This is a genomic window from Aquabacterium fontiphilum (genome assembly GCF_009909205.1).
Lineage (GTDB): Bacteria > Pseudomonadota > Gammaproteobacteria > Burkholderiales > Burkholderiaceae_C > Aquabacterium > Aquabacterium fontiphilum.
In genome coordinates this window covers 21,988-34,420 of record NZ_JAAAPN010000015.1, presented here as the reverse complement: position 1 = coordinate 34,420, position 12,433 = coordinate 21,988, and the positions used below count along the sequence as shown (strand labels likewise).

The window sequence follows — 12,433 nt, the reverse complement described above, 5'->3', positions numbered from 1 at the left end:
GGTGGGACGCTCAACAGCAGACCGGACGCCATCGCATCCGGTGGCGGGGGACGGACGGCAAACCGGGCTGGTGGTCTGCTCGCAGCAACCAGCCGTGGTGGGATGCCAGAAGGGGGCGTTCATCATCCTGGCGGGGCAGGTTGGGTGCATCACGCAGCCAGGCCCGTGCCGTCCCATGCCAGATGCGCTCGCGCGCGGGCACATCCACCTCCAGTTCATCAAGCAAGGCGGTCAGCCAGCCGCGACGCTCACGCAGCATCTCGCCCGGGCAGGGCAGAAAGCAGTCACTTCCGAATTGAAGCAACCCGGAGCCCAGCACGCTCAAAGCCTTGCGCAGCACATCCAGGCGGTAGGCGGGTGGTGCACCAAATGACAGATCAAAACGGAAGGCCACATCGTCGGGCGCAACGCCATGAATGAGGTCGATGAGCCCCACGGCGATCGCCTCATCCGTCCAGGGCCAGCTCAGATGTGCCAATGTCATGCGCATGTCCGGGTAGGCCCGCAGCGCTTCAAAGAAAGTGGGCCGGCAGAACCGGCCCGACTTTCCGTCGATGAAAATGCCGCTGTGAAACAGCACTGGCAGCTTCAGTTCGTTGGCCACCTCAAACACCGGCTGCACGGCATCGTCATGCGGGTACCAACCGGTTGGAACCATCTTGGCCCCATGCAGGCCGAGCGTCTCGATGGCATGGCGCAGATCACCTGGCGCCTGGGGATCGCGAGGATCAATGACGCACAACCCGATCAAGCGGTCTTCGTGCCCGCGCACCAGGCGCGACAGGTGTGCATTGGCACGCCGGAGCGAGTCGGCATCATCCAGGCTATAGCCGTGACTGAGGAAGGGCGCCAGGAGCACACCCACATCCACGCCCGCGTCATCCAGTGTGCGCAGCACATCGTCTGTGGTTTCCTCGCCGGTGCAATGAAGGTGCGCGTCGATCAGCATGTGCTCAACCCGCGGTGAAGCCCAGCTTGCCTTCGTCACCGCGCGGATTGCCACGCATGGCCCGCAAGGAGGCCGGCGGCATGGCACGCCGTCGTGATGAGCCTGACCAGGCTTGCTGCCGCCGCTGCATGGCCGCCTCGATCAGTTCGCGCATGGCCTTGGCCGTGTCGTCCCAGGAGAAGCACGTGACACAGCAAGCGGCCTCCGACAGGTAGCGCGCCCGCTCTGCATCACTTTGCTGTAGCACGCCTTCGCACACCTGGATGAAGTGTCCGGGGTTCTTGGCCACATAAACCACGTCGCCATACAGCGCCACGACATCGCGAATGGATGTGCTCACCACCGGCTTCTCGGCCGCGAGGTACTCCAAAGTCTTGGTCGGACTGATGTATTGCGTGGCCTCATTCAAGGCAAACGGCATCATGCACAGATCCCAGTCCTTGACCAGGTAAGGCAGCAAGGCATACGGCTGCATGCCCAGCCAGTGAATGTTGGCACGACGAGGCAGACTGGCATGGTCAATCTTCGCCACCGGCCCCACCAGCACGATGGACCACTCGGGATGGGCATCTGCCAGCGAGGCGATCAACTCCAGGTTCATGCGCTCGTCAATGACCCCGAAGAAGCCAATCATGGGATGTGGCAACTTGCCCTGCAACGCCATGGCAGCTGTCATCTCGGGCGCGTCTTCCCGCAGCGACGTGGGCGCGTAATGCCGCACATCGACCGCACTGGGCAGACAGTGCACATGAGGATGCAGTTCTCGTTTGGCTTCGTACAGGCTCAGTCCGCCGGTGAAGACCACATCGGCTGACCGCAGCAGCGCGTACTCCTGCTGGCGCATCACGCGCGGCGCCCCCTTGAACGCGGACAGTTCATCCATGCAGTCATACACGACTGCCAGGGGCTTGAACACCTGCATCAGAGGCAGGGCCATTGGCGTATAGAACCAAGCCACCGCTTCGTCGATGTCCTGCTCGGCGAGGTACTGTGCCAGCAGGGGCTCGAGCAACTCGAACTGCTCATCGTGAAAGCCCGGCGTGTGAACCGGGGTGTGAGGCCGCAGGACGGTGACATGAGGCATCACCTCGATGACTTCCAGGTGCGGCAGGCCATGGGTCTCGACCGGCTCTTCTACATAGATGACCGGATGATGCGGCGCAAGACGGGACAGCAGATGCTGAGGACGCTGGTGCACGAAGTGCCAGCGCAAATGGGAAAACACGATCAGGTGCGCCATGGGAGTTCCTTGTAAGGGCGTGGCCCCCCATTGAGCAAACCGTGTTCCCTGGACAAACCGGGCCACCCCAGGGTCGGTAATGTCGACAGGGGGGCTGTCATTTTTACAGGGTCGAACGCCACCGTCGCGGCTTGTACTGCGCCCCCTTTCCCAGGGGAAGAGGCCCCGCGTGTCCGGTGTTCCAAGCACAAATCGACCCGGCACGGGCATTGCATTCTGCTGCCGTCCGCATGGTGAGCCGAGACGTTCATCCGCCCTTGAACGGAGACCCCGATGAGATCGATCACTGTCAGGACAGAGCACAAGCAACAACAGACCTTGACCCCCCGCCTGCAGCAGGCTGTCCGCCTATTGCAACTGTCTTCACTGGACTTTGCCCAGGAGGTGCACGCCGCACTGGGCAAGAACCCCTTTCTGGAGCCTCTTGACGAGGACGAGTCCGCTCAAGGCAGCGCCACCGCAGCCGACGGCGAAGACGTGGCGCCCGTGGTGGCGCTCAACACGGTGGATCCCGTGGCCGATGGGCTGGCCAGTCAGCCCAGCGAAGACATGATCACACCCGGCAGCGACGCGATCTCCGACGCGCCTCTGACAGACGACTTTGCCGAGCGGGACAGCTGGCAAATCCAGGGCAGCGGCAGGCAGGGAAGCGGCGACGGCGAGACCAATGTGATGGACATGGTGGCAGCCGACACCTCACTGCGTCATCATCTGCATGGTCAGCTCAACGTGATGAACATCAGCGAGCGGGAACGTCTGCTGGCCAAGGTGATCGTGGAATCCCTGGACGAAGACGGCTATCTGCGTGAAGACCTCGACGAACTGCGCGAACTCTGCGAGCTGGCCCCGATGGCCGCTCCTGAGGAGATGCAGCGCGCGCTTCACCATGTGCAGTCGCTGGACCCGGCAGGGGTGGGCGCGCGAACTGTGGCCGAAAGCCTCTTGCTGCAACTGCCCGCCATTGCATGTCCCGAAGAACGGGAGTTGGCCCGCCTCATCGTCTCCCATCATCTTGAACGGCTGGCCCGCCACGATCTCAGCGGGATGGCCCGCGAGCTGGGCCGCAGCGCCGAGCAGGTCGAGGCGGCTTGCAACCGCATCCGACGCCTGGATCCCCGTCCTGGCTGGCGCTACGGCTCCCCCACCGCTCCCTACATTACCCCGGATGTCATCGTCCGCAAGGTGCGGGGCCAGTGGGTGGCGTCGCTCAACAATGCCATCGTGCCGCGGGTGCGCCTCAACCAGATGTATGCCGACCTGTTCCAGCGCCATCGCGAAGGCCGACATGCCGAACTGGCCGCGCACCTTCAGGAGGCCCGCTGGACCATACGCAACGTCGAGCAACGCTTTGCCACCATCCTGCAGGTCACAGAGGCCATCATCAAGCGTCAACGCAACTTCCTTGAGTACGGGGCCCTGGCCATGAAGCCGTTGGGGCTGCGCGAGATCGCCGAAGAAGTTGGATTGCATGAGTCGACGGTATCCCGCGTCACGAACAACAAGTACATGTCGACACCGGTCGGTGTGTTCGAACTCAAGTACTTCTTCTCGCGCGCGATGCCCACGGCAACGGGCGGGGCATGCTCCGCCACAGCCATCCGCGGCGTGATCCAGACGATGATCGACCAGGAGAAGCCACATGAGCCACTGTCGGATGCGGAGATTGCGCGGCGCCTGGCCCGGCAAGGCCTGACCGTAGCGCGCCGCACTGTGACCAAGTACCGTCAAGCCATGCGCATCGCGCCAGTCGAGCGCCGTCGTCGACTGGCCTGATCTCGAATCGTCGTCGGGGCATGCGGTTTGCTGCCCTTCAGCCAAGGCCCACCTGGAGAACCCGCCATGCCCTTGGACGACGACACCACATTGAGCGACGATGACGCGCTGCAGTGCATCGAAGACTGCCAGCGTTGCCATGACGAATGCTTGCGAACCGCCATGCAGCAATGTTTGGAGATGGGTGGTGAGCACGCTTCACGCGATCATCTTTCACTCATGCTGACCTGCGCAGAGTTGTGTCAGACCGCGGCCAATGCCATGCTGCGGGGGGCGCCCCTGCATCGGGTCATCTGCCAGGCATGTGGCGAGGTCTGTCTGGCCTGCGCAGACAGTTGCGAGGCGCTGGGCGACATGGACGACTGCGCCGAAGCCTGCCGCATCTGCGCTGACAGCTGCCTGGAGATGGCGGGTGATGTGATGGAAGACGACGAAGAGGACGAGGCGGCATGACAGTTGACGCTGTCCCGCCGCTGCCCCCGCGGGTGCATTTCGTGGGTCGTGCTCAACCCAGGGTGCTGGTGGTGGGCGACGCCATGCTGGATTCCTACTGGCATGGAACGGTCGACCGCATTTCGCCCGAGGCGCCCGTCCCCGTCCTGCAGATCCACGGACAGTCTGAACAGCCCGGAGGTGCGGCCAATGTGGCGGTGAATCTGGCCAGCCTGGGGGCCGAGGTAGGGCTGCTGACCATTCTGGGCCAGGACGAGGCCGGGGTATGCATGGTCAACGGCCTGAGGGAGCTCGGCGGCTTGACACTGCACGCGGTGATCGAGCCCGGCCTGACAACCACCCGCAAAATCCGGTGCGTCAGTCAGCGCCATCAGTTGCTGCGGGCAGATGTGGAGGCACGCCCTCAGCGCAGCAGCGTGGTGCTGCTGGGCGAGCACTTCGATCGCCTGCTGGCGGATTACGATCTCGTGGTCTTCTCCGACTACGACAAGGGCGCGTTGAGTGACATCGCGCGCTTGCTGCGCGAGGCGACCCGGCAAGGGATGCCCACGCTGGTCGATCCCAAGGGCAGCGATTACCGACGGTATCAGGGCGCCACCCTGATCAAGCCCAACCTGAAGGAGCTGTGTGCCGTGGTCGGGTCCTGCGAGCCGGGTACCAGTCCGTTCTACCGGCGAGGCGAACGTCTGCGACGCCAGCTGAAGCTCCAGCATCTGCTGGTCACCCAGGGTGAGCTGGGCATGACGCTGTTCAACGACGATGGCCCTCACCACGTGGCGGCCCACCGACAGGAAGTGTTTGACGTCAGTGGAGCGGGCGACACCGTGATGGCGGTGGTGGCCTACATGCTGAGCCTGGGTGAATCGATGAGCGAGGCCGTACGCTGGGCGAACATCGCCGGCGGTCTTGCCGTTCGCCAGTTCGGTACGGCCGCGTTGACATGGCCTGCACTGATGCAGGCCGCTCAAGAGGTCCGGCAACACAGCGCGCATGCCGGCGAGGAATGGGCGCCCTTGCTGCCCAGCTGCATGGCCAGGCAGGCCTTCCCGGCCGACTTGTTCGCGCCCTATCAGGGCGATCGTTGAAGCGGCCCGGTTTGAGCCTGAGGTGCCGTGTGGGCGCCCGCCTGAGCCAGCGCATCCAGGTCTCTGTGGGCGAGGGCCCGAATCATGGTGGCCAGCGCCCAGGCAAACGCCTCGTCATACCACGGGTGGGCGCCACTGACAGCCACCACCAGCCCATCCAGATGCACGGCCCCGATCAACAGGCTGTCGCCAGAGCGAACGCGATGCGGCATGGTCTGCAGCAGCGTACGTCCATCGCAACCATGCTCCCAGCACAACCGGGCCTTGGCCCGGGCGAAGGCCAGATAGTCCACATCCCAAGCTGTGCGATCGCCAATGGCATGCTCAAGCACCACGGCATCTTCAAAGCGAGCCCGCTCAGAAGCCGGCATCGGTGTCAGCACCACGATGGCCAGATAACCCATACCCGACACCGCCGGGTCGGTCACTGCCTGCTCGATCATCGGCAGCACGCGGCCCAGCGCCTCCGTGGCCCTGGCCGGGGCGCCCAACAGCGGCCCGCCCGCTTCAGCGACGCTCACGGCGTGTGCCTTTCTCGTGATCCGCCTCGCTACCGGGTTTGAGGGTCCAGTCCACCTGGTCGCGCTCGCTTTCGGCTTCCTTCTCGGCATGCATGGCCGCGCTCGGGGAGATCGGATCGCTTGCGGGAAAGGTCTCGTCCAGCGCCTCGTCCAGGAGCTCCTGGTAGGTCGGCACTTTCTCGTCCTTGTCTTGGCAGGCGCCCTCTGCGCGCTTGCGGGCGCGCTCTGGCGCCGGGGTGTTGGGCTTCATGATGGTTCTCCTGCCGAGGTGCGCCTCAAAGGGCTTACTTCCGCTCCGACTGCGTCTCCTGCGGGGAGGCGGGCGTGCTGGCCTGTGCACCGGGTTGCCCGTTCCACGATGGCTGGTGGGCGGGTTGCGGGACCGAAGGCTCGCTGCGGGTTTCCCGCACATGGATGCGCTGACTGGTCTCCTGCCGCTCCTGTTTGGGTATGTGCACAGTGAGCACCCCGTTTTCGAAAACAGCTTCTACCTGCCCCGCATCCGGGGCAAACGGCAGAGGCACCATTCGAAAGAACTGCCCATAGCTGCGCTCCATCAGATGGACATGCTCACGTTGCAGATCCGCTTGGTCGCGCTTGTGCCCGCCCAGCAAAAGGGTGCTGCCTTCAAGGCGGACCTCGACGTCGTCGGCCCGGACGCCAGGCATCTCCGCCATGACGCAGACCTCCTGGTCGTCTTCAAACACGTCCAGCTTGAGGGGCGAGACCATGGCACCGGGGGCGCTCATGTTCATGATGCTGTGGGCACCGGAGAAGAAGGTGTCCAGCATCTTGCCCATTTCGCGAGACAGCCCCATGAAGGGATCTGGATGGCGCCCGTTGGCACGATGGTTTGAGAGATAGGATTGAGCCATGGTGATCTCCTCAGACGACATGGTTGCCGTCAATGTGGGGCGGATCCGGAAGGCGTCGCGCCCGGCGCGGACCGCATGGGTTCCGCAGGCTCGGAGATGCCTTCCAGTGTGTCGTTCATGTCGGCGTCCTGGGCTTTGACCGCCACGTCGCCCAGCGACAGCATCCCGACCAGACGCTTGTCCTGATCCACCACAGGCACGCGGCGGACCTGCTGGCCCCGCATCTTGTCCAGCACGGATTCAACGTCCTGGTCCTCATAGCACCACAGCACGTCCTCCGTCATCACGTCGGACACGCAGGCCTGGTCGTTGGCACAACCCTGCGCCACCCCTCGGATGACGATGTCGCGGTCCGTGACCATGCCGAGCAGACGCTCGCCATCACAGACCGGCAGAGCCCCGACATCCAGGTCGGTCATGGCCTTTGCAGCCTCGATCAGGGTGTCGCTGGGGCCGATGGTCCGCACGCCCCGTGTCATCGCTTCGAATACCTGTGTCATATGGATGCTCCTCATCGCAAATGTGGAAGTCGGTTGGGAACGGTCCAGTCCATGCGGCAAGCCCTGTGCCCCCGTATCGCCCGTCCCTCCGTGCGGGCATGTCATTTGCCCATCTGACCCGGGACCGACGTCCACCGGCCCCCGTACCGCCCACATCACGACGCCAGCCAGGACCGATCATGCTCACCACTTCGCGCCCCGCCCTCGGATCTCGCGGCTTGCCTCCATGGCTTGCCGTTCCGTATGCCCCGGTTTTCCCGCCCCTGCCCTCCGAGGATGACGGCCCGGCACCTGCTGCGGACATGCCCCCCCCGTTGTACTGCCCCCATACCCACCTGCCTCAGACGGGCCTGGATGACTGGCCTTTGTGGCTGGATGCCGTGGGCGAGCGCAGCGTCGGCCATGGCCCGGGCGCTCGCCACGAAACCGGAACAGCTCGAGACCGGAGCACGCCTGTGCCTGACTCCAATCTGACCGGGCAAGAGCCCACGCCGAGCGACCTGCTCGCTCCGAAAGAGCCGGGCTCGATCGCGCCGGACAGCCGGCCGGTTTCGGATCACAACCTGCTGGATGGGACCCGCCAGGGGCCAGCCCAGCCTCAATAAGCGCAGCGACCGGCATGGCCGCACCGCCTCTGACATACCCCATGGCGGCCTTGCAGCGTCTGCTGCGGCTGGTGGTGGTGTTCATCCTGCCGATCGCCCTGGTCGTGACAGTACTGGGGGCGGGCGTGATGTACATGGTGCAGCCTTTGCTGCTCAGCTGGGCCGAGCACGATCTCGGAGAACGTGCCCGCTTGATGGGCAAGGCCCTGCAACAACCTGTGGACATGGCCTTGATGGCGCATGAGCCCCAGCCACTGGCCGCTCAGCTTGACCGCCTGGTAGAGGATCCTCGGGTTCATGCGCTGGCGGTATGTGACGCACAGGGCCACCTGTTTGCCGCGAGCCAGAGCTATCCTCCTTTACATGGCTGTGCGATAGATGCCAGCCACCTGGCGCACCCGGTTCACATCAACCGGGTGCCCATGGGGCGCGTATCGGGCGCCGGCCTGCCCGAGGCAGAGCTTCTGGTGTTGCACAACCCCACCTATGCCTGGCGGCGCGGCGAAGAAACGCAGCGCTACCTGTTGTGGGTTCTCGGGGCGCTGGGTATCAGCGTGGCGCTCATCACACTCGGCCTGGCGCACTGGTCATGGCGGCGCTGGATGCAGGCCGTCCAGAGCGTGTTGCGCAGTGGCGGGGCACCGTCGGAGATAGCGCAGACCACGCCGGAGGTGCAGCCCTTGGTGGCCGATGTGCATCGCCTGCTCAACAGCGTGCACCAAGATCGGCGCATCCTCAAGGAAACGACGATCGAATGGCGTCCGGAAACGCTCAAGCTGCTGCTGCGGGAACACCTGTCCGGCGACGAGATCATGGTGGTCTCCAACCGCGAACCTTACATTCATCAGCGCCGACCGGACGGCAGCATCCGGGTTCAGCGTCCGGCCAGTGGTCTCGTGACCGCTGTGGAACCGGTGATGCGGGCCTGCTCAGGAACCTGGATTGCACACGGCAGCGGTGACGCAGATGCCGAAGTGGTCGACGCCCGCTCCCGCATCCGCGTCCCGCCGGCAGAACAGGGCGAGCCTGATCCGCAGGGCTCGTACACGCTGCGTCGCGTGTGGCTGTCGCCCGAAGAGGAGCGCGGCTATTACTTTGGCTTTGCCAATGAGGGGTTGTGGCCCCTTTGTCACATCGCACATGTCCGACCGGTCTTTCGTGAAGAAGACTGGCTTCAGTACCAGCGCGTCAATGCGCGGTTTGCCGATGCCATCGTGGCTGAAGCACGCTCGGACGACCCCGTGATCCTGGTACAGGACTACCACTTCGCCCTTCTGCCCCGCATGTTGCGCGAACGCCTGCCACGCGCCACGATCATCACCTTCTGGCACATTCCATGGCCCAACCCCGAGTCGTTCGGCATCTGCCCCTGGGCACGCGAGATCCTGCAAGGCATGCTGGGCAGCACCATCCTGGGCTTCCACACCCGCTACCACTGCCAGAATTTTCTCGAGACGGTTGACCGGTTTCTGGAATCGCGCATCACGCGAGAGAACGCCACTGTCACCTACCAGGGACACCGTACCAAGGTACGCGACTACCCCATCTCCATTCACTGGGAGGGCCCTGGCGTGGATGCCGCGGAACGCAAGGCCCACGCGCGGCATGCGATACGCCAACGTCATGGCCTGGCTGCCCTGCACCGCCTGGCGCTGGGCGTGGACCGTCTGGATTACACCAAGGGCATTCTCGAGCGCATGCTGTCGGTGGAGTGCATGCTTGCCAAGCAGCCTGACTGGGTAGGCCATTTCTCGCTGATCCAGATCGCCGCGCCAACGCGCTCCTCTCTGCCCGAGTACCTGAGGCTGGAGCAGCAGGTGCGGCAGGAAGCCGAGCGCATCAACGCACGCTTTGCTGCTCAGGCGCCTGGCTCGGCCCCTGCGATCATTCTTCTCATTGAGCAACACGACAGCGCTTCGGTCCAGGAACACTACCGCGCGTGCGATGTGGCACTGGTGACGAGCCTGCACGACGGCATGAACCTGGTGGCCAAGGAGTACATCGCTTCCCGTGATCTGGAAGATGGTGTGCTGATCCTCAGCCGGTTCGCCGGGGCGGCGGGCGAACTTCAGGAAGCCCTGCTGGTCAACCCCTATCACATCGACCACACTGCCAGCGCCCTGCTTCAGGCTTTGTCCATGCATCCGGCAGAGCAGCGTGAACGCATGCGGGCTCTGCGCCAGCGCATTGCCGATTTCAACATCTACCGCTGGGCCGGCAGCATGCTGCTGGACGCCGCCGACGAGCGCCAGCGCATGCGGATACAGGACCGCATCGTCGAGGTGGCAAGTCGGCCATCCCGACGCACCTTGCTGGATGTGTGGCGCCGCCGTCGGGGCGACACCGCGAACCCCGATACGGAGCAGGCCATCGATCACGCGAAACAGGCCTGACGTGCCATGAAGATGATCTTGTCTCACCAGCATCTGCCGGTGCTCATGCGATGGGCGCTTTCCGACACCCTGATGGCCTTCGACTTCGACGGCACGCTGGCGCCGATCGTGGACGAACCCGATGAGGCCCACATGGACACGCCCACCTGGCGCGCCCTGGACAGACTTGCGGAAGTGGCGCAGGTGGCCGTGGTATCGGGGCGCTCACGCGCCAGCCTGCTGGCCCGCCTGCCCGCGTCGGTACGGTACATCGTCGGCAACCATGGCAACGAGGGCATGCCGGGCCATGATCCCGATCTGGGTGTACAGACGCGGATCTGCCAGCTCTGGCAACGCCAGCTCGAAGAAACCATCTCACGCAACCCCGAGCTGGCCGGCCTGCGACTCGAGAACAAGGGGGCCACCTTGTCGGTTCACCACCGCCACTGTGAACACCCCTATGCCCTGGTTCAGTTCTTGGGCACGGCACTGACCACGCTCCAGCCCTCACCCCGCCTGATCCCGGGCATCCACGTCATGAACGTGCTGCCACCCAGAGCGGTCACCAAGCGCGAGGCTTTGGCTGCTTTGATGACCGATGCTCAATGCGATCATCTGCTGTTCGTGGGTGACGATGTCACCGACGAACTGGCCTTCACCCGCGCACCCGACAGCTGGCTGACCATTCGCGTCGGTGATGAAGGGCCGTCCCAGGCTCGCTATCGCGTACGCCATACCGCTGACGTCGCTGCCTTGCTGCAACGCCTCCATGCGCTGCGAAACCAGCCTTCCACGCAGACCAGGCAGAGCGGCATGCGGCGCCTGCTGCCCGCCGGGCGAAGAAGAGGTGGTCAGGGCAGACCACCCGATGGCGCGACGCCCTGACCTCCGGCTGGCCCCTGGGGAAGGGGCATGGCGGCAGGATAGCCAGGCTGCAAGGTCTCGCTCGGCGCCCAGGTGGTGCGGATCTGCGGGAGGTAGTCCGGCATGGTGGCCTGGATGTGATTGACCATGTGTTCACGCACGGCACATCGCAGCGCCCAGTTCTGCCCCGAATCACGCGAGCTGATCAGACAACGCAACTGCATGGCGCGCTCCGTCGATTCGGTCACCACCAGTTCGCACACCCGACCATCCCAGTTCGGCTGATCATGGCAAAAGCGTTGCAGCTCGGCGCGCAGCGGTGCCACGGGCATGCGGTAATCCACCCAGAGAAACACCGTCCCCAGGATGTTTGAACTCGTGCGCGTCCAGTTCTGGAAGGGATTCTGCGTCCACCACTCCAACGGGACCACCAGTCGCCGCTCGTCCCACAGGCGGACCACGACGTATGTGCCATTGATTTCTTCAATGCGCCCCCACTCACCTTGCACGATGACGACGTCATCGAGTCGGATGGGCTGAGTCAGACCGATCTGCAGACCAGCGATGAGGTTGCCCAGCAGGGGCCTTGCAGCCAGACCGGCGACGATGCCAGCCAGACCGGCCGATGCCAGCAAGCTGGCCCCCACATGTCGGACCTGGGGAAAGGTCATCAGGGCCATGGCCACACCCAGCAAGGCGATCACGGCGGCCATCACCCGTGTCAGCACCTGGGTTTGCGTCTGCAATCTGCGGGCGGACAGGTTGTCGGTGTCGCTGGCGGGGTGCACCACGCTGACAATGTCGCTGACCGCCCCTACCGCCTTCATCAGCAACCAGGTCATGACCACCACGATCGATACCGTGATCAGCCTTCTTGCGCCGATGATGCCATCGAGTTGATCCGACGCGCTGGACATCACCACGGCCACGGCCAACAGCGGGGCCAGCACATTGGCAGGGCGGTGGGTAGCCAGCCGCAGCACATTGAGCACAGGCGCCCGCTTGGCAGACCGCCGGCCGATGGCATCAAGCAGGCGAATGCCCAACCACCCCAGCAACGCGGCCACGCAGGCCAGTGCGAGCACGGCCCACCATGCGGCATCCACCCTGTCCCATGCAGCCACCCATGCGTGCCAGTCTGCCCTCACCCAGATGCTCCTGTTTGTTCTGAGCCCTCCCGGGTGCAATCCGCATGC

Annotated in this window: 13 protein-coding genes; 6 read left to right on the top strand and 7 right to left on the bottom strand. The window is 64.4% G+C overall.

Annotated features, from left to right (window positions below):
- Positions 1 to 10: 10 nt before the first annotated feature.
- Together GTZ97_RS15760 and GTZ97_RS15755 are read right to left on the bottom strand one after the other, a co-directional pair.
- Positions 11 to 949: an amidohydrolase family protein gene (locus tag GTZ97_RS15760; protein WP_161651806.1), complete on the bottom strand. Its 939-nt coding sequence runs from the start codon at positions 947 to 949 to the stop codon at positions 11 to 13.
- A gap of 4 nt (positions 950 to 953) precedes the next feature.
- Positions 954 to 2,189 carry a glycosyltransferase gene (locus GTZ97_RS15755; protein ID WP_161651804.1) on the bottom strand — a complete coding sequence of 412 codons (1,236 nt, stop codon included), beginning with the start codon at positions 2,187 to 2,189 and terminating at the stop codon, positions 954 to 956.
- Between the two features lie 273 nt (positions 2,190 to 2,462).
- Here GTZ97_RS15755 and GTZ97_RS15750 point away from each other — a divergent pair, with 273 nt between their 5' ends.
- The 3 genes from GTZ97_RS15750 (at position 2,463) to GTZ97_RS15740 (ending at position 5,500) form a co-directional block, all read left to right on the top strand.
- Positions 2,463 to 3,962, top strand: coding sequence for an RNA polymerase factor sigma-54 (locus GTZ97_RS15750; RefSeq protein ID WP_161651803.1), 1,500 nt, complete (start codon positions 2,463 to 2,465; stop codon positions 3,960 to 3,962).
- 66 nt (positions 3,963 to 4,028) lie between these two features.
- Complete coding sequence (locus GTZ97_RS15745) at positions 4,029 to 4,415, top strand: four-helix bundle copper-binding protein (RefSeq protein WP_161651801.1); 387 nt, start codon at positions 4,029 to 4,031, stop codon at positions 4,413 to 4,415.
- Positions 4,412 to 5,500, top strand: coding sequence for a bifunctional heptose 7-phosphate kinase/heptose 1-phosphate adenyltransferase (locus GTZ97_RS15740; RefSeq protein ID WP_161651799.1), 1,089 nt, complete (start codon positions 4,412 to 4,414; stop codon positions 5,498 to 5,500). The genes GTZ97_RS15745 and GTZ97_RS15740 overlap by 4 nt, the downstream gene beginning before the upstream one ends.
- Here GTZ97_RS15740 and GTZ97_RS15735 read toward each other — a convergent pair.
- Genes GTZ97_RS15735 through GTZ97_RS15720 form a run of 4 tightly spaced genes read right to left on the bottom strand, consistent with a single transcriptional unit; the run spans position 5,485 to position 7,396 of the window.
- Positions 5,485 to 6,021: a hypothetical protein gene (locus GTZ97_RS15735; protein ID WP_201748317.1), complete on the bottom strand. Its 537-nt coding sequence runs from the start codon at positions 6,019 to 6,021 to the stop codon at positions 5,485 to 5,487. The two genes, GTZ97_RS15740 and GTZ97_RS15735, sit on opposite strands and share 16 nt — an antisense overlap.
- On the bottom strand, positions 6,008 to 6,271 hold the full coding sequence (locus GTZ97_RS15730) for a hypothetical protein (RefSeq protein WP_161651797.1): 264 nt from the start codon (positions 6,269 to 6,271) through the stop codon (positions 6,008 to 6,010). Before GTZ97_RS15730 ends, GTZ97_RS15735 begins: the two co-directional genes overlap by 14 nt.
- Before the next feature lie 34 nt (positions 6,272 to 6,305).
- A complete protein-coding gene (locus GTZ97_RS15725) occupies positions 6,306 to 6,917 on the bottom strand; it encodes an Hsp20/alpha crystallin family protein (protein ID WP_161651795.1) in 612 nt (203 codons plus the stop codon).
- Positions 6,918 to 6,925: 8 nt separating this feature from the next.
- On the bottom strand, positions 6,926 to 7,396 hold the full coding sequence (locus GTZ97_RS15720; RefSeq protein ID WP_161651793.1) for a CBS domain-containing protein: 471 nt from the start codon (positions 7,394 to 7,396) through the stop codon (positions 6,926 to 6,928).
- A gap of 302 nt (positions 7,397 to 7,698) precedes the next feature.
- On the opposite strand from GTZ97_RS15720, the gene GTZ97_RS15715 reads away from it, so the two are divergent.
- Genes GTZ97_RS15715 through otsB form a run of 3 tightly spaced genes read left to right on the top strand, consistent with a single transcriptional unit; the run spans position 7,699 to position 11,258 of the window.
- Positions 7,699 to 8,001 carry a hypothetical protein gene (locus GTZ97_RS15715; RefSeq protein WP_161651791.1) on the top strand — a complete coding sequence of 101 codons (303 nt, stop codon included), beginning with the start codon at positions 7,699 to 7,701 and terminating at the stop codon, positions 7,999 to 8,001.
- A 14-nt stretch (positions 8,002 to 8,015) separates the two neighbouring features.
- Positions 8,016 to 10,394: an alpha,alpha-trehalose-phosphate synthase (UDP-forming) gene (locus GTZ97_RS15710; RefSeq protein ID WP_236651263.1), complete on the top strand. Its 2,379-nt coding sequence runs from the start codon at positions 8,016 to 8,018 to the stop codon at positions 10,392 to 10,394.
- A gap of 6 nt (positions 10,395 to 10,400) precedes the next feature.
- Complete coding sequence (otsB, locus tag GTZ97_RS15705) at positions 10,401 to 11,258, top strand: trehalose-phosphatase (protein WP_161651789.1); 858 nt, start codon at positions 10,401 to 10,403, stop codon at positions 11,256 to 11,258.
- Here the strand turns inward: otsB and GTZ97_RS15700 are convergent.
- Positions 11,225 to 12,385: a mechanosensitive ion channel family protein gene (locus GTZ97_RS15700; RefSeq protein ID WP_330863627.1), complete on the bottom strand. Its 1,161-nt coding sequence runs from the start codon at positions 12,383 to 12,385 to the stop codon at positions 11,225 to 11,227. The genes otsB and GTZ97_RS15700 overlap by 34 nt on opposite strands.
- Positions 12,386 to 12,433 lie beyond the last annotated feature (48 nt).